This is a genomic window from Bradyrhizobium sp. 41S5 (assembly GCF_011516665.3).
GTDB lineage: Bacteria > Pseudomonadota > Alphaproteobacteria > Rhizobiales > Xanthobacteraceae > Bradyrhizobium > Bradyrhizobium quebecense.
Map to the genome: position 1 here is coordinate 3,561,768 of NZ_CP083721.1, position 16,051 is coordinate 3,577,818.

Sequence of the window (16,051 nt, forward strand, 5' to 3'; positions counted from 1 at the left end):
GGCCAGAACCTGAAGGCCAGAACCCGGGAGGTCCGGATCGACCGTTCGCCTCCACCGGCCAGGCGGCAAAAAAGGCGGGCCGGAGGCCGCCTTTTGCGCATCATTGGTTCGCCTGAGCTACTGACAGGGATGCCGCAGGCCGTCGCTGCCACGGAACCAGGTGCCGGGGGTGCAGACAAAGCCGTTCTGCCGGGCATATTCCTCGCCGCCGATCGGGGTGCGGGCGTATTCGGGTCCGCCGAACGGGGCGGTCGCGATCGCAGCCGCCGTGCCGACCGCGCCGCCGACCACGCCGGCCGCGGCGTCGACGGGCCCGAACGGGCCGGGGTCAACCCGGTTGTAGCTGTCTTGCCAGCCCGGATTCTGCCAGTCGCGGTCCCGCCGATAGGTGTGGTGGCGATAGGCGGCGTCTGACCCCATCGCCCGGCATCGGGCGTCCGGACCGGCGTTCGAGCAGCGCGCGGCGGTGCCGATCGTCTGTTGCGCCATCGCGGGGCCGGCCAGCACGGATGCGAGCAGGGCTGCTGCGCCAAGGAAGCCACCCGTAACTCTCGCGCATGATCCGTTCCGGATGATGCTGTCTTGACGAGAATTGCATGCACACTGGTGACATCGACTGCGCCGCCGGAGACGCCAATTTGCGCGGCTATCTTGCGTTCAAGGACCGCGGCGTAAAGCGTCCCGGCGTGCTCTACGACGCTCGGGCCGACCGCCGCTCCTGGGCGGCGATGCAAGGCCTGTTTGACGAGGTGCTGGTTTGACGAGGTGCCGGCCTGACAAGATCGGCGATGTGGTGTTTGATCTGCCGTCACGCGCCGGCGCGGGGGATTTGATGTTCGCAATCTTGAGTCTTGGCTTTCTGCTCGGCATGCAGCATGCGCTGGAGCCGGACCACATCGCGGCGGTATCGAGCATCGCGGCGCGCCGTACCCATGTCGGTGACATCGTCAAGCACGGCCTGACCTGGGGCCTCGGTCACACCCTCACGCTGTTCGTCTTCGCCGGCGCCGCGATCCTGCTCGGGCACGCGATCCCCGAGACGGTGGCGCAGCCGATCGAGACCGCGGTCGGCGTGATGCTGGTCGGCCTCGGCGCGCATGTCTGGTGGCGGCTGTGGCGCGACCGCGTGCACTTCCACACCCATTCGCATGGCGAGGGCATGACGCATTTCCACGCCCACAGCCATGCCGGCGAAACCGTGGCGCGTGCGTCCACCAGCCCGTATGTCCGCGCGGCGCACAGCCACGCCCATGGCTTCCGCTGGCGCACGCTGCTGGTCGGCCTGATGCACGGCATGGCGGGCTCGGCGGCGCTGTTGGTGCTGACGGTGTCGCAGGCCCCAAACCCGGTGATCGGGCTTGGCTATGTCGCACTGTTCGGCGTCGGCTCGATGATCGGGATGGGCGTGCTGTCGAGTGTGATTGCGGTGCCGCTCGCGGCCTCCGCGCGCTGGCTGACCTGGGCCAATCGCGGTCTGCAGATGGCGGTCGGCGCGGTCACGATCGCAATCGGCATCCACGCGATCATCGAGAACGCGTTTACCTGACGCAACCACGCGCGCCGGACTGCCGTTAACGATTTCTGAGCCCGCACGGCCGCATTGACCGGATGGCGATGCTTACGCGTTAGGCTTACCGCCAGTTTGGCCCGCGTCCTTAACCCTTCCGCCAAGCCGTTGGATTAGGCTGCGGGTGGAACAATTCGGGACGCTGGGTGAACATGCGCGGAAGTCTTGCGCTGGCAATATTGGCTGCGATGACCTCGACGGCGCTGGCCGGCGGCGGCTTCGACATCGTTGTGCCCGTGCGGCCCGGCGTGCCCATCATCATCAATGGCGTCGACGCCTCCTACGCCGTGGTCGAAAGCGCCATGGGGCTGGCCCGCAACGACTCGATGGTGCCGACCGTCTATGGCGGCCGCCCGATCGATCTCCAGCCGAACGTCGGCCACTATTATCCGAGCCTCGGTCGCATGCCGGGTTATGGCCGCCTCGAGATCGAGCCGCCGGTCAACCGCCGCCTGCCTCAGCCGGCCGAGAGCTACCACGAATCCTGGTCGGCGCACTCCGCGCCGCTGCCGGCGCAGTCGAGCGTGCCGGTCGATCCGCCGCCGGTGATCTACGCGCCGCAATTCAACGGGCCGCGGCCGCTGCCGGGACCAGTCCCGCGGCCACCGCGTCCCCGAGGACCCTAAATCAACTGCCCCAAGTCGGGAGCCCCTCGCGGGGCGCCTTCATAGCCACCAAGAGCTACGCGACCAACAGAGAGACCATCAGGAGAGAGTAATGCGTCAAATGATCAAAGGACTGATTGCGGCCGTGGCCGTCATGGTGACCGCGCCCGCAATGGCGTGCGGTTTCAACCCTTGCGGCTATTCCGCGCCCGTCGTGAATTACGGCTGCGGCGGCTGCGGTGGCTACGGCTATGGCTACGGCTACGGCTACGGCGGTTACGGCGCGGTCGAACGCCTGCCCGACCCGGATGCGGCCTATCCCGACGCAGCGCAGCAGTACTATTACGTCAACCAGGGACCGAGCTACACCGGCCCGGGCAATTGGGCGCCGCATCCGTACTACCGCGAAGGCTATGGCCGCCCGTATTACGGCTATCGCCACTATGGCTACCGTCACTACGGCTACCGCCATCACTATCGGCCCTACCGTGCGCACTACGGCTATCGCTACGGCTACGCGCCGCACCGCTACGGCCATCCGGTGCTGCGCCGCTACTACTGATCCGACGATCGGTTCGAGACCCGGTCGAAGACATCAGCGCCCGTTTGCGTCAAGCGAGCGGGCGTTCTTCGTTTGACAATTGAAGCGAGGTCGCTTCCGCATAAGGGCGCCGCAACCCCTGCATGCGACCGCCGCAGGTGCGCGCTGCCAAAATATAGAAAACAACCCCATGCAAAGGAGCCGGCGGCTGCCGGCGTTCGACAGGGCGACTTGACACGTCGGGCAAATCAGGGATACATTTCGAATATTCCGAAATCATGCGAGCGTCGCCTCGCAAGCCCCCCCTGACCCGCAAACTGGCCCTCAAGCGGGAGAGGTGAACGATATCTGCGGCCCCTTCCAACTATCAAACTAACCCATCAGCCCGAGCCGGCTGGCGCCGATATAGAGCGCGAGCACGGCGGCGTTCGACACGTTGAGGCTCTTGATCTCGCCGGGCATGTCGAGGCGGGCGACGACGCGGCAGGTCTCGCGCGTCAATTGCCGCAAGCCCTTGCCTTCGGCGCCGAGCACCAGCGCGAGCGGCTGCTGCAATGGAACCTTGCCTAGATCCTCGGTGCCCTCGCTGTCGAGGCCGACGGTCTGGAAGCCGTGGTCGTTCAGTTCGTTGAGCGCGCGCGCCAGATTCTGCACGGTGACAACAGGCACCAGCTCGAGCGCGCCGGAGGCGGACTTCGCCAGCACGCCGGTGGCCTCCGGGCTGTGGCGGGCGGTGGTGACGATCGCCTTCACCGCGAACGCCGCGGCCGAGCGCAGGATGGCGCCGACATTGTGCGGGTCGGTGATCTGGTCGAGCACCAGCACGATGCCCTCCTGTGCCAGCGCGTCGATGCCGGGCGAGGGCAGGGGATCGGCCTCCGCCAAAAGGCCCTGATGCACGGCATCGGGGGTGAGGCGCCGGTCGATGTCGCCGGGCCGGACGATCTCCGGGGTGACGCGGGTCGCGATGTTTTCGTCGGCAAGGCGCTTCGCGGCGTTCTCGGTGAGGTAAAGCTTGCGGATATGGCGGTCCGGGTTGGCAAGTGCGGCCGCCACCGTGTGCCAGCCATACAGAATCACCGGTCCGTCGGAACCGGATTCGCGCTCTTGCCGGGCCGGCGAGCGGGCGAATTTCGGCCCTTTTTGGAAGGGTTTACCGCCCTTGCCTCGGAAATTGGGTCTGCGCTCGCGATCGCTCATGTGAGGCTTGTGTCACGGCTCTCGATTATTGGCAATTTACACAGCGTTTTCGAGCGAAGTGGAGGGCGGTTCGCGTGAAGAAAACGCGTCAAAAACAAGAATCTAGCCGCCGCTTTTGCTTGTTTGGAACAGAGATCGCGACAGTCTGCAAAAGTATGCCAAATAGGCGGCTCGCTTGGTTGACTTTGGGGACCGCCTTCGCCCATAAACGCGCCCGACCGCGCACCCGTTTCGGGGCGTCCGGTTATCAGCGTCATCTCGATGACCCGGTCCGCCGCCACTCGCGCGGCCGGTCTGATGCTGTTGGACGGGGGAGTGTCCCGAGTGGCAAAGGGAGCTGACTGTAAATCAGCCGCCTCATGGCTTCGCAGGTTCGAGTCCTGCCTCCCCCACCAGCATTTCAATGGCTTACATGGTGGGTGCTTCCCAGTAGCTGCGCGCTTCCCAGATTTGGGAAGCATATGGGAAGCATCGAGAGCGATCGGATTCTATTACCCGATCAGGGCGGCGCTAAGCAGTTGACGGGCAGGGGTAAGGTGCGAGCCGCTTGCCGAGGCGGCCGTCATTGCTTCGCCTTCCCGAGTTTTTTTGAGATCGCTACCGCGTCGTTTAGTGGTGCCAAATCGCAGGTAACAACGTCGCGTATGCAACGGCGCGCGCCGTGACCGAAGGGCACGCGGACACTCTGACGACACACCAGCTCTGGCGGTTCGGTGGCATCACGTCGAACTGCACCGAGTAATGTCCGCTTTGCGGGGTATCCCGGAAGACATGTGCTCATGCTGAGTTCTTCCGACCAGCCCTCGGCGTCCGGCTATTTAATTTCTGACCATCCCGCTTTGCTCAGAATTGCTAAAACTTAGTTGACGCAAATCAACGAGCCGCCGTTCAGTGCGGGGCTAGATAGCTCAGGTTAGCTCTCCGTTGGAGCCAGTTCAGATTGAACGAAGGGATAAATGCATGAAGCGTCTATCGCTGATAATTGGCGCTGTGGCGCTGACGGCGACCGCGGCATCCGCCCAATCGGTTGATCTCACCGGCACCTACGCGTGCGTCCAGATGTGCCGCGGCGATCTGCTTGCCGTTGTCACGCAGAACGGATCCGAGTTCAATCTCACGACCGAAGCCGGCGTGCCTTCCCGCGCTTGGCCGGACTGGTTTAATCCAACCAGCCGTATCTGGATCGATGCCTACAATATTAGTGCAGTCTATACGCCTGATGGCATGACGATTCAGTTCGATAACGGCACCATCTGGCAGCGCTACGTGCCGCCGCCGCCGCTGGCGCGTCGCAGGGTTAGGTAGGGGCATAATTCGAAGCTTACCCGTAAATCTTCCAGCGACTGTTTGATCAACGCTTGATTCTTGCCGTGAGCTGATGAGCACAAGGCGTAGGCCCAAACTACGCCCGACGTTGAGCCGTCAGCTTCCCCAAGTTGGCGGCTCTTCCTTTTTGTCCACAGGGGATGACGCCATCCGAGATCGTGTCAGCGCCATGTCAGCACCGCGAAGCGCTGGGCGTGTCCAGCGCATGTAGCGCTGTCCGGCTTTGTCCAGAAGATGTATCGTAGTTTTAGGCGTTTAGTTTGAGTTTTTGGAAGAAGACCTTATCGGCCAAGAGCTTGAGTCAGGGGTCAATAACGAACTGTAAATCAGCCGCCTCATGGCTTCGCAGGTTCGAGTCCTGCCTCCCCCCACCAGCCTTCGCTCGCTTCGCGAGTGACGGCCAGGCAAGCCAGCAAGACTCCATCGTAGCGAAGTGAGCGAAGGCTGCCGCGCCAAAGCCCAAGGGGCGAAGGCGGGCTGTATTCGACGACCCAATTCGCTCCGTCCTTCACTCCATCCGCGCGAACATCTCCACCAGCGTCTCGCGCAGCCAGCGTTGCGCGGGCACGGTGTCGTTGCGCTGGTGCCAGAACAGGCTGACGATGCGCGGCGGGGCCGGCAGCGGCACCGGCACCGCATGCAGATAGGGCGCGTGGCGGGACTGTGCGCTGAGATCGCGCGGCAGCACCGCGATCAGGTCGGACTGGCGCACGATCTCGTAGGCGGCGTTGTAGTGATTGACGGTCGCGACCAGATTGCGCGACAGCCCGCGCGAGGCGAGAAACTGGTCGTAGGTCGGCAGCGTCTTGCCGGCGAGGCTGACATCGACATGCTTGGCGCCGAGGAAGCTGCGGGCGTTGAGCCGCTTCCTGTTCGCCAGCGGATGATCCCGCCGCATCATGCAGGCATATTCGACGGTCCACAGCGAGCGTGAGCGGATCGCGGCCGGCGGCTGCTGCGCCTCGTTGACATAGACGCTCAGCACGCAATCGACCCGGTTGTCCTCGAGCCGGTCGCCGATCTCGAGAATGGTGTTGGGCAAAGTGTGGATGCGCGCGGAAGGCGCGATTTCGCCGAAGCGGTCGAGCAGCCGCGGCATCACCAGCGACGACACGTAGTCCGACATCGACAGGCTGAATTGGGCCTCGGCGCGCCGCGGATCGAAGGCGTCTTCGTCGAGTGCGTGGCGGACGTGCTCCAGCGCATCGCCGATCGGCTGCCACAGCGCCACCGCGCGCTGCGTTGGGCGGATTCCGCTGGCTGATCGCACGAACAGGGGATCGCCGAGCGCGTCACGCAAGCGGGCGAGGGCGTTGCTGACGGCGGGCTGGGTCATCGTCAGCGCGCTCGCCGCGCGCGTGACGCTGCCCTCGGTCATCAGCGCCTCGAAGACTTTCAGCAGGTTGAGGTCGAGCGTGCGGAAGGACACGAGCAATATTCACAATGGTGATGTACCAGATAACAATTATAAATTATTCCCATAATATTGATTTGTCTATCATTCCCCGGACCGACCTCGCGGCGCGTGCCGACGGCGGGGCGGAGGGGGGCTTTTCATGTCGATGATCTCGGCGCGCATCGAGCGCCTGCCGTTCGCGCGTTTCCATGTCCATCTGCTGCTGATGGGCGGCCTGGGCTATCTGTTCGACGCAATGGATGCCGCCGTGCTGGCGTTCATCCTGCCGGTGCTGCGCACCGCCTGGGGGCTCACCAATGTCGAGACCGGCGTGCTCGGCAGCAGCACTTTCGTGGGCTATCTGTTCGGCGCGCTGCTCGCGGGGACGCTGGGCGACCTGATCGGCCGCCGTGCGGTGATGATGTCGGCGCTCGCGCTCTACAGCGCGGCTTCGCTGGTGAGTGCGACGGTGGACAGCTGGCCGGCGTTCTTTGCCGCGCGCGTCGTCGCCGGCATGGGCACCGGGGCGGAAAGCGCGATCATCGCGCCGTACCTTGCGGAATTCGTGGCGCGGCGTTACCGCGGCGCCTTCACCGGCGCGCTGGCGGGCTTCTTCTCGTTCGGCTTCGTCGCCGCCGCCTTGCTCGGCTATTTCATCGTGCCCGCCTACGAGAATGGCTGGCGCATCGTGCTCGTCATCACAGCCGTGCCAGTCGTGATGCTGCTGTGGTGGCGCCGGTCGCTGCCGGAATCTCCGCGCTGGCTGGAAAGCCGCGGCAAGGTGAAGGAAGCCGAGGCGGTGCTCGATAAAGTCGAGGCGAACTTCGCGCGCGAGGGCCGCGTGCTGCCGCCGCCGGTCGCAGAGCCCGCGCTGCCTGCCGTATCGTCGGGAACGCTGCTGAGCAATTTTGCGGCGCTGTTGGCCGGCCGCCAGGCGCGGATCACCACCATGACCTGGATCATGTGGCTGTCGATCACGTTCAGCTATTATTCGTTCTTCGTCTGGATTCCCGGCCTGCTGGTCCAGAACGGCATGAGCATCACCAAGAGCTTCGGCTATTCGCTCGCGATGTATTGCGCCCAGGTGCCGGGCTATTTCACCGCCGCCTTTTTCAATGAGCGGATCGGCCGGCAGTCCACCATCGCGTCCTACATGATCCTCGGCGGCGCCAGCGCGCTCGGGCTCGCCTTTGCGGCGAGCGACGGGCAGATCATGGCGGCCGGGCTGCTGCTGTCGTTCTTCATGAACGGCACCTATGCCGGCGTCTATGCCTACACGGCCGAGGTGTTTCCGACGGCGATCAGGACCACCGGCGCAGGGCTCGCGTCCGCGATCGGCCGCATCGGCGCGATCATTGCACCGATCCTGGTCGGTTATCTCTACCCGAAGTTCGGCTTTGCCGGCGTGTTCGGCGTCACCACGTCCGTGCTGTTGATCGGCGCCGTCACCGTCCTGCTGATGGGCGTGCCGACGCGCGGGCGATCGCTGGAAGACATCGCAAGCGAAGCCGCGTGAAGCATGATCCGGAAAAGTGTGAAGCGGTTTTCCGAAAAGATCATGCTCAAACTAAAGTGAGCGGCCCCGTCCCGACAGGAGACCTTATGTCCACCATCCTCTTCAAGAATGCCGCGCTGCTCGACCCGCTGCGGTCCGACCTGCTCGAAGGGCACCACGTGCTGGTCGAGGATCGCCTGATCAAGGAAGTGTCCGATCGGCCGATCGAAGCTACGGCCGATCGTGTCATCGACCTCAAGGGCAAGACCCTGATGCCCGGCCTGATCGACCTGCATGTGCACGCGGTCGCCGTCGAGCTCGACCTGTCGCAGCAGGCTCGCATGGCCAACGTGCTGGTGACGCTGCGCTCGACCATGCTGCTGCGGGGCATGCTGAAGCGCGGCTTCACCACCGTCCGCGATGCCGGGGGCGCCGGCTATGCGCTCAAGCAGGCGATCGACACCGGCCTGACCGACGGTCCGAGGCTGTTCGTCTCCGGCCGCGCGCTCAGCCAGACCGGCGGGCACGGCGACGGGCGCGGCCGCTCGGATTATCTGAGCGACCCGACCTGCTCCTGCTGCGTGCGGGTCGGCGCGATCGCGCGCGTCGTCGACGGCGTCGATGCGGTGCGCAAGGCGGTGCGCGAGGAGCTGCAGATGGGCGCCGACCAGATCAAGATCATGGCGTCCGGCGGCGTTGCGTCGCCCACCGATCCGATCGGCGCGTTCGGCTATTCCGAGGACGAGATCCGCGCCATCGTCGCGGAGGCGAAGGCGCGTCACACCTATGTGCTGGCCCATGCCTACACCGCGGAGGCGATCGAGCGCGCGGTGCGCTGCGGCGTGCGCACCATCGAGCACGGCAATCTGGTCGATCTTCCGACCGCGCGCCTGATGGCCGAGCAGGGCGCCTATGCGGTGCCGACCCTCGTCACCTACGAGGCGCTGGCCACCGAAGGCGCGAAATACGGCCTGCCTGCCGCGAGCGTCGCCAAGGTCGCCGGCGTGCGCGACGCCGGCTTGCGCTCGCTCGCGATCTACCGCGAGGCCGGCGTCAAGATGGGATTCGGCACCGATCTGCTCGGGCCGTCGCAGCGCTTGCAGAGCGACGAGTTCCGGATCCGCGCCGAATTGTTGGGCCCGCAGGCGGTGATCGCGAGCGCGACCATTGTCGGCGCCGAGGTGCTCGGCATGGAAGGCAAGCTCGGCCGCATCGCGCCGGAGGCGTTTGCCGATCTGCTGGTGGTCGAAGGCAATCCGCTGCGCGATGTAACGTGCCTGCTCGGCCAGGGCGAGCACATCCCGCTGGTGATGAAGGCCGGCAAGGCCGAGGTCGACCGGCTGGGCCGGTGAGCCGCCTGAGCACGCTCGCGGGCAAAGCGCTCGTCCTCACGGCATCACGCGGAGGCAGGCCGGGCCGATTTGCCCGATCACATTGATGCTGGCAGCGTTGACGCGGCTGGGCGAAAGCACGACATATCGCGTGCCGATCCCACCCGCCGCTCCGGAGCCAGCCATGAACGCGCCCCCCAACATCGATCACGTCACGCCGCAGTCCGACGGCGACGTTGTGAGCTGGCTGACCAGCGAGACGCGCGACCAGCGCTTCATCGACAACATCTTCGCCGAGCTGTGCATCCGGCTGCAGGGCGCGGGCATTCCGCTCAAGCGGGCGACGATGAACCTCCTGATCCAGCATCCGCAATGGCTCGGCGCCCGGATCATCTGGGCCGACGGCAAGCGCGAGGCCGAGATCACGCGGGTCGACTACGATGTCCAGCAGCGATCGGAATATATCGGCAGTCCGGTCTACGAAATCCATCAGGGTATCGACGAGGTGCGCGAGAAGCTCGAACGTGACCCGTCACAGGGCCGCAAGCACGCGCTCTATGACGAGATGCGCGCGCAGGGCCTGACCGACTATGTGGCGTGGCCGCTGCGGCATACGCTCGGCAAGCGGCATGTCGTGACCTTCGCGACCGACCGTGCCGGTGGTTTCGATGACGCGCATATCGCCAGCCTGAAGACGGTGCTGCCGGTGCTGGCACTGGTCAGCGAGATCCGCATGAAGAACCGCCTGGCGCGGACGCTGCTCGAGACCTATGTCGGCTCGCACGCCGGCGAGATGATCCTGGCCGGTGCGACGCGGCGGGGCAGCGGCACGACGGTGAGCGCCGCGATCATGATCTGCGACCTGCGGGATTTCACCCGGATCTCGGACTCCTGGCCGCGCGACGACGTGATCGATCTCCTGAACGACTATTTCGACGCGATGTCGGAGCCGATTGCGCGGCATGGCGGGGAAATCCTGAAATTCATCGGCGACGGTCTGCTCGCCATTTTTCCGCTCAGCGAACCCCAGGCCTGCGCCAACCTGCTCCATGCGGTAGCCGAGGCGCGGCTGGCGATGGCGGCGCTGAGCGAGAGGAACGGCATGATGGGACGGGCGCCGATGAATTACGGCATAGGCGTCCATGTCGGCGACGTCATGTACGGCAATATCGGATCGCGCACCCGGCTCGACTTCACCGTCATCGGCCCCGCCGTGAACATGGCGTCGCGCCTCGAAGCCCTCACCAAGCAGTTGAAGAAGACGGTGCTGCTGTCCCGCGCCTTCGCGGATCTTGTCGAGCACGATTTCGCGCTCGAACATGTCGGCGAGCATCCGGTGCGCGGCTTCAGCGAGCCGATCGAGCTGTTCGCCTATAACGGCTGAAGAAATCTTCAGGCCGGCGTCGCCTTCTGCGCCGGTGCAGCCCGATCGATGAATCCCTTGGCGAGGGCGTGATAGACGCCTTCCTTGCAGATCAGGCGCGAACTGGCGTGGGCGATCAGGGCCGCGGCCATCAGCGGCACGACCATCGCGTGATTGTCGGTCATCTCGGTGACGATCACGAAGGCCGTAATCGGGGCCTGAACCACGCCGGCGAAATACGAGACCATGCCGAGCAGCATGATGGCCGCAAGCGGAGCGCCGTGGAACAGCGGCGCGATGTTGGAGCCGAGCCCGGCGCCGACCGCGAGCGAGGGCGCGAAGATGCCGCCCGGCATGCCGCTGATCGAGGCAAACGTGGTGGCCAGGAATTTCCACACGCTGAAGCTCGCGGGCAATTGCGATCCGGCTTCGAGCGCGGATTTGACCTGCTGATATCCCGTGCCGTAGATCGCGCCGTCGGAAGCAATTCCGCAAATCGCCGCCGCAAATCCGCAGATCGCGGCAAAGCCGACCGGATAGCGCTTGATCGCGCGTCCGACCGGGTTGGCAAATCCGCGCGCCGTTGCGATCAGGATGCGGCTGAACAGGCCGCCCGCCAGACCTCCGGCCACGCCGCAGAGCGGGACCGCGAGCCAGTCGGTGCCGTTGCGCAGGGCCGTCGCGCTGGTGCCGAAATAGGTGTAGTTGCCCATCAAGGCGAGCGACGTCAGGCCCGCGGCGATCACCGCGCCGATGATCAGGCTGGAGGTTCGCGTCTCGAAGGCACGGCTCATTTCCTCGATGCCGAACACGATCCCGGCCAGCGGGGTGTTGAAGGCGGCCGCGACGCCCGCCGCCGCACCGGCAAGGATCAAGCCCGGTTGACGCCGGGGCGAGAAGCGGCCGAGCGCAAACATGATCGACGCGCCGATCTGCACCGTCGGTCCCTCGCGCCCGACCGATGCGCCACACAGCAGGCCGAACAGGGTCAGCAGAATCTTGCCGGCGGCAATGCGCAGCGAAACCAGACTTTCGCGCGCGGTCTGGTCGGTCAGATGGCGTGCGGCGATGGCTTGCGGGATGCCGCTTCCCTGCGCGTTCTGAAAGAAGCGATTGGTCAGGTAGACCGAGAGCGCGAAGCCTGCGGGCGTCAGCACCAGCGAGGCGTAACGGGCATGCGACACCAGTGCGGAGAAGGCGACCTGCGCCAGATCCGCGAGTTCTGCGAGCGCGACAGCGGCCGCACCGACCGCAATGCCGCCTAGCAGGAAGATGGCCCGGCGCTGCCAACGCGCGGAAACGATTCTGAACAGCCGCCTCTGGCGGTTGGAGGGGAAGCCCATTCTGACGCAATTCCGGCTGATGTCGTGGTCCGGTCCGGACGGATCACGGCATTCCTAGCATGCGTCGTTGGTGGGCGAAGCTCAATAAATCAGCAAGGCAAGCCCGCGCAGGCGTCAGATGCCGAAGCCGAAATCTGTGATTTTCCGCGGGCAGCAGATAACCTGCCGTCTATCTCCGGCTCCGCTGCTTCCTTGGAAACAGCCGATCGCGGATGTAGCGCGAGGTCGGCGTCAGGCGAAGTCCGCGGGGCTTCTGCCAGGCGGCGCGGTCGATCTCCTTCTTGTCGCCGATCGCCAGCCGTCCCTTGGCGTTCTTGGCGATGAAGATCGCATCGCTCATCCTGAGGCCGGAACGCTTGTTCTTGGCCGTCACTTCCTTCCACAGGCTGAGCCTGCCGAGCTTGAGCTTCGGCAGCTCTTCCTTGATCTCACGCTTCAGGCAGTCCTTGCCGGTCTCGCGCGCACGCCTGCGTCCGCCGGGGAACATCCACAGCCCGTCAGATCGACGTCGGACCAGAAGGACCTTGCCGCGCTTCGCGGCAACCAGTTTGGAAGACTTCGTCATGTACTGCGCAATGATCGAAACGGAATCGACCCCATCTTAATTTGTCTATTTGAGTAGACAAGTTCCAAGGGCGAATTGTTCCACAGTCATGTGTCGGCGGTTTGTCTGCCGCGGAAGGTCTGAGCACTGAGGAAATCCTGACGATGCGCATCCTCGTAAGGGAGGCCGCAAATGAAGAGGCCGCCGGGCTGTGACGGTCTGTCGCGGCTTCACCGCGCAAGCTTGCACACGTTCGCCCGATCCCCGGCCGGGCGCGTTCGTCCATGGCTCTCGGTCGCTTCATCGAACGTCCTCACGTTGGGTTTGTGAAAATGGTGATCCTCCGGGTTCCCGCAGCAGGAACCGGGCAGGGCCTTCGATGACAAAAATCCATGACAGGCAGGCTCCGCCGCTTGACTATATGTTCTTGTTTTGTTCTAATTGCCCTCCACCGTGAATAGGAGGCCGCCATGGACAACCGTATCAGCGAAATTCGCAGGCAGATCAGGGCGCTGCGCGTCAGCATGCTCGAGGCCGAGGCCATCATGCGACAGCAGATCAACCGGGATGAGGACTGCGCCTTCGTGGCCGGGGACCTCCTGAAGATGCGCCTGGTGATGAGCCGTCTGGTCGAAGAGCGGGGCATGCTGGGCGACCGCGAGCCGATCATCGTGCATGCGAGCGTTGCTCCGCGCCGCCGTGCCGCGACGCCGATCTTTCTTCGCGCGGCGAAGCGGGAGCTCGTCGCCGGCGAAGCGCGTGCCTGATGACACACCCAGGATGCAACGGCTGCGCACCGAGTTGCGCGAGCTCGACGCATCCGTGAACCGGCTCAGGCAGGCCGGACGCGATAGTGCATCGGCGCAGCTTCTGCTGTCGCGCAAGCGCGCCGAGCTGGAGGACGTGATCTGCCGGAGGAAAGATGAGAGAGCCGCTTCGGTATTTCCACGACAGCGATGATCATGCGCCCTGGATCAAGGCGCTGGCCGAGGTCCGGCACATGGCGACGCGGGAAGGCTGGTGCTTTCACCACGTGCAGGCGATCATCGTGGCGATCGACCAGTATGCGGAGACCGCGCTTGGCAACCGCGAGTTCTTCCTCAACCGCCCGCAGACTGTCGGCCCGCTGCGGCGAGGCGAGGTGCCGTAGCGTGCGGCATCGCGTGCGACATTTTGGGAGCTGGCGCTGCCGTCATCACCGCCGTCTGCTGACGTGCTCAAGGCAGCGCGTCGGCGGGATGCTTGTCGCGATGCTCGACATATTCGACGCGTGCCTGATCCGGATGCAGCACCAGCATGTTGCGGCCGGTCGGGACCGGCCTGCCTGATCTGGCCGGGATGGCCAATCCGCTGCCGGCGACATATCGTGACGGTCCGCGGCCGAATCTGAGGCGGATCGTTCATCGCCGGGTCATCTACATCAGGCCATCGTCAGCGCCGCGCCCGCGAGGGGCGGCGGCACATTTTTGCGGAGGAGGTTTCGGATGATCAGGGGCTGGCAGATTGCGACGTCGGCGCTCGCCATCGTCGTGATGGTTGCAACGCTGGGCGCAGAGGCGAACGCGGCGCAGTGCGGCAACGGGCCCGGCGGGTTCGAAGCCTGGAAGGAGCAGTTTGCCGGTGAGGCGAGGGCCAAGGGCGTCGGAGCCACTGCGATCGATGCGTTGATGCAGGCACATTACGCCAGTGCGACGATCGCCGCGGATCGCGGCCAGCGCAGTTTTGGCCTGTCGCTCGAGCAGTTCATGGCCAAGCGTGGATCTGCGACCATCGTGGCACGCGGCCGTTCGCTGAAGCAGTCGCAGGCGGCGCTGTTCGCCTCGATCCAGCAGCGTTACGGCGTGCCGCCTGGACCGCTGATCGCGATCTGGGGCATGGAGAGTGGCTTCGGCAGCCAGCGCGGCAACCAGAACATGCTGTCGTCGATCGCGACGCTTGCCTATGACTGCCGCCGCCCGGACTTCTTCACCGACCAGCTCTATGCCGCGCTGAAGCTGATCGACCGCGGTACTCTGTCCGGGAGCACGCGCGGCTCGATGCATGGCGAAATCGGCCAGACCCAGTTCATGCCGAAGAACGTCCTCGCCTATGGCACCGGCAATCTCGACGTCGCCGCCAACGCGCTGAGCTCGACGGCGAACTTCCTGCACGCCCATGGCTGGCGCGCCGGCGCCGGTTATCAGCCCGGGGAACCCAACTTCGCCGCGATCGAGGCATGGAACGCAGCGCAGGTCTATCAGAAGGCGATCGCCATCATGGGACGGCAGATCGACGGCCAATGAGCACAGGGTAAGTTCCTTCACCCAGGTTCCTCACTCCACGTTCCTTCGTCGCACGTTCCTTCACTCGCTGTTAACGCAACGGTGCCCAGATCGTTTGCGGTGAAACGGAGCGAGTGGAGACCGGCTCCATGCTCAAGAACGGCACCTACGCGGCGTGGTTTCGAACGTCGCTCGCTGACGGCACCGGCATCGTGCACGTGGCCGATGGCAGGCTGTGGGGCAGCGATGCCATCATGCTCTACAGCGGCACCTATGAGGTCGACGGCGAACGCTTCTCCGCCGTTCTCACGGCCAGGCGGCACTCCGACGGACATTCGACCGTGTTCGGCACCGACGATCTCGTGGTGCGGCTCGACGGCGTCTCGAGCGGCGCGATCGCAACCTGCAAGGGCAGGGCCGATGCCGTGCCCGATCTCGCCTTCGAGGTAACGCTGATTCCGAGCCACGAGGTGACACCCGAGCCGCCGCCGGATCTGCCGCTGCCGAAGTTCGATCCGAGCAAGCTGCCGAAATTGCCGAAACGCTCGAGCCGTTGAGCAACTTTATGCGTCGCTCGGGCCCGCGGTCTCCGGAAACGGCGCGCCGGGGATGTAGAGCTTCAGCGCGCGGATCTCGTAGACCGCCGACGGGTTGACGCTGCGCAGGTCGCGCGCCGCGGCGATCGCTTCGGCTTCATCGGCGCAATCGACCACGTAGAAGCCCAGCAGTTGCTCCTTGGTCTCCGAGAACGGGCCGTCGATCACGATGCCGTGGCCGGGCCCGCGCAGGGTGCTGGCGTTCCGGGTCTCGCCGAGCCGGGCAGCCGGGCCAAGCCGTCCCTTCAACCGTTGATGGACCTCGCGCAGACCCGCCATGACGGCTGCGTCCTCATCGGCGCTCCACGACTTGACCTCGGCTTCGACGTGATAGGCCAGGATGGCATAAAGCATCTCGTGAGCTCCTCATTTCTGATACGGCAGGCCCAAGGACGGCTCAAAGCCACCCATGCCGACATTTCATGTGTAGTGAGTCGGACGGTTTTTGTGCTGCGACAAGGTATCCCGCCGACGGCATGGCGG

Annotated in this window: 19 protein-coding genes and 1 tRNA gene; 13 read left to right on the top strand and 7 right to left on the bottom strand. The window is 65.0% G+C overall.

The annotated features are described in order from the left end of the window. Positions 1 to 117: 117 nt before the first annotated feature. Positions 118 to 420 (bottom strand): hypothetical protein, encoded by a 303-nt coding sequence (locus HAP47_RS16870; RefSeq protein ID WP_231168909.1) that lies wholly within the window; start codon positions 418 to 420, stop codon positions 118 to 120. Positions 421 to 596: 176 nt separating this feature from the next. On the opposite strand from HAP47_RS16870, the gene HAP47_RS16875 reads away from it, so the two are divergent. The 4 genes from HAP47_RS16875 to HAP47_RS16890 all read left to right on the top strand — a co-directional run bounded on the left by HAP47_RS16875 (position 597) and on the right by HAP47_RS16890 (position 2,734). Next, positions 597 to 761: a hypothetical protein gene (locus HAP47_RS16875; protein WP_173637277.1), complete on the top strand. Its 165-nt coding sequence runs from the start codon at positions 597 to 599 to the stop codon at positions 759 to 761. Positions 762 to 832: 71 nt separating this feature from the next. After that, the gene (locus HAP47_RS16880; RefSeq protein ID WP_173637276.1) at positions 833 to 1,546 is read left to right on the top strand and encodes a HoxN/HupN/NixA family nickel/cobalt transporter; all 714 of its coding nucleotides are present in this window, start codon (positions 833 to 835) and stop codon (positions 1,544 to 1,546) included. A gap of 173 nt (positions 1,547 to 1,719) precedes the next feature. Next, positions 1,720 to 2,193, top strand: coding sequence for a hypothetical protein (locus HAP47_RS16885; RefSeq protein WP_173637275.1), 474 nt, complete (start codon positions 1,720 to 1,722; stop codon positions 2,191 to 2,193). Positions 2,194 to 2,284: 91 nt separating this feature from the next. Then, complete coding sequence (locus HAP47_RS16890) at positions 2,285 to 2,734, top strand: hypothetical protein (RefSeq protein WP_173637274.1); 450 nt, start codon at positions 2,285 to 2,287, stop codon at positions 2,732 to 2,734. Between the two features lie 351 nt (positions 2,735 to 3,085). On the opposite strand, the gene rlmB is transcribed toward HAP47_RS16890, so the two are convergent. Next, a complete protein-coding gene (rlmB, locus tag HAP47_RS16895) occupies positions 3,086 to 3,913 on the bottom strand; it encodes a 23S rRNA (guanosine(2251)-2'-O)-methyltransferase RlmB (RefSeq protein ID WP_173637273.1) in 828 nt (275 codons plus the stop codon). Between the two features lie 309 nt (positions 3,914 to 4,222). On the opposite strand from rlmB, the gene HAP47_RS16900 reads away from it, so the two are divergent. Further along, positions 4,223 to 4,308, top strand: a tRNA-Tyr gene (locus HAP47_RS16900). A 565-nt stretch (positions 4,309 to 4,873) separates the two neighbouring features. Continuing rightward, complete coding sequence (locus HAP47_RS16905) at positions 4,874 to 5,218, top strand: hypothetical protein (protein WP_173637272.1); 345 nt, start codon at positions 4,874 to 4,876, stop codon at positions 5,216 to 5,218. Between the two features lie 529 nt (positions 5,219 to 5,747). On the opposite strand, the gene HAP47_RS16910 is transcribed toward HAP47_RS16905, so the two are convergent. Beyond that, entirely contained in the window at positions 5,748 to 6,674 is a 927-nt protein-coding gene (locus tag HAP47_RS16910) for a LysR family transcriptional regulator (protein WP_173637271.1), read from the bottom strand. Between the two features lie 121 nt (positions 6,675 to 6,795). Between HAP47_RS16910 and HAP47_RS16915 the strand changes: the two genes are divergently transcribed. The 3 genes from HAP47_RS16915 (at position 6,796) to HAP47_RS16925 (ending at position 10,845) form a co-directional block, all read left to right on the top strand. Continuing rightward, positions 6,796 to 8,151: an MFS transporter gene (locus HAP47_RS16915; protein WP_173637270.1), complete on the top strand. Its 1,356-nt coding sequence runs from the start codon at positions 6,796 to 6,798 to the stop codon at positions 8,149 to 8,151. A gap of 86 nt (positions 8,152 to 8,237) precedes the next feature. Next, positions 8,238 to 9,482 carry a metal-dependent hydrolase family protein gene (locus tag HAP47_RS16920; protein ID WP_173637269.1) on the top strand — a complete coding sequence of 415 codons (1,245 nt, stop codon included), beginning with the start codon at positions 8,238 to 8,240 and terminating at the stop codon, positions 9,480 to 9,482. A 163-nt stretch (positions 9,483 to 9,645) separates the two neighbouring features. Further along, positions 9,646 to 10,845 (top strand): adenylate/guanylate cyclase domain-containing protein, encoded by a 1,200-nt coding sequence (locus HAP47_RS16925; protein WP_173637268.1) that lies wholly within the window; start codon positions 9,646 to 9,648, stop codon positions 10,843 to 10,845. An 8-nt stretch (positions 10,846 to 10,853) separates the two neighbouring features. Here the strand turns inward: HAP47_RS16925 and HAP47_RS16930 are convergent, their stop codons facing one another. Beyond that, positions 10,854 to 12,167, bottom strand: a complete 1,314-nt coding sequence (locus tag HAP47_RS16930) for a chloride channel protein (protein WP_173637267.1) — start codon at positions 12,165 to 12,167, stop codon at positions 10,854 to 10,856. 169 nt (positions 12,168 to 12,336) lie between these two features. Beyond that, positions 12,337 to 12,732 carry an NUDIX hydrolase gene (locus HAP47_RS16935; RefSeq protein ID WP_173637266.1) on the bottom strand — a complete coding sequence of 132 codons (396 nt, stop codon included), beginning with the start codon at positions 12,730 to 12,732 and terminating at the stop codon, positions 12,337 to 12,339. A 449-nt stretch (positions 12,733 to 13,181) separates the two neighbouring features. Between HAP47_RS16935 and HAP47_RS16940 the strand changes: the two genes are divergently transcribed. Together HAP47_RS16940 and HAP47_RS16945 are read left to right on the top strand one after the other, a co-directional pair. Beyond that, positions 13,182 to 13,478, top strand: coding sequence for a hypothetical protein (locus HAP47_RS16940; protein ID WP_173637265.1), 297 nt, complete (start codon positions 13,182 to 13,184; stop codon positions 13,476 to 13,478). Positions 13,479 to 13,633: 155 nt separating this feature from the next. Beyond that, positions 13,634 to 13,861 (top strand): hypothetical protein, encoded by a 228-nt coding sequence (locus HAP47_RS16945; protein WP_173637264.1) that lies wholly within the window; start codon positions 13,634 to 13,636, stop codon positions 13,859 to 13,861. A gap of 67 nt (positions 13,862 to 13,928) precedes the next feature. On the opposite strand, the gene HAP47_RS41335 is transcribed toward HAP47_RS16945, so the two are convergent. Further along, a complete protein-coding gene (locus HAP47_RS41335; RefSeq protein WP_256460312.1) occupies positions 13,929 to 14,057 on the bottom strand; it encodes a hypothetical protein in 129 nt (42 codons plus the stop codon). Positions 14,058 to 14,195: 138 nt separating this feature from the next. Between HAP47_RS41335 and HAP47_RS16950 the strand changes: the two genes are divergently transcribed. Continuing rightward, positions 14,196 to 14,993 (top strand): lytic murein transglycosylase, encoded by a 798-nt coding sequence (locus HAP47_RS16950; protein WP_173637263.1) that lies wholly within the window; start codon positions 14,196 to 14,198, stop codon positions 14,991 to 14,993. A gap of 128 nt (positions 14,994 to 15,121) precedes the next feature. Then, the gene (locus HAP47_RS16955; protein ID WP_173637262.1) at positions 15,122 to 15,529 is read left to right on the top strand and encodes a hypothetical protein; all 408 of its coding nucleotides are present in this window, start codon (positions 15,122 to 15,124) and stop codon (positions 15,527 to 15,529) included. Positions 15,530 to 15,535: 6 nt separating this feature from the next. Here HAP47_RS16955 and HAP47_RS16960 read toward each other — a convergent pair whose 3' ends face one another. Beyond that, positions 15,536 to 15,922, bottom strand: a complete 387-nt coding sequence (locus tag HAP47_RS16960) for a YciI family protein (RefSeq protein ID WP_173637261.1) — start codon at positions 15,920 to 15,922, stop codon at positions 15,536 to 15,538. Positions 15,923 to 16,051: the final 129 nt, after the last annotated feature.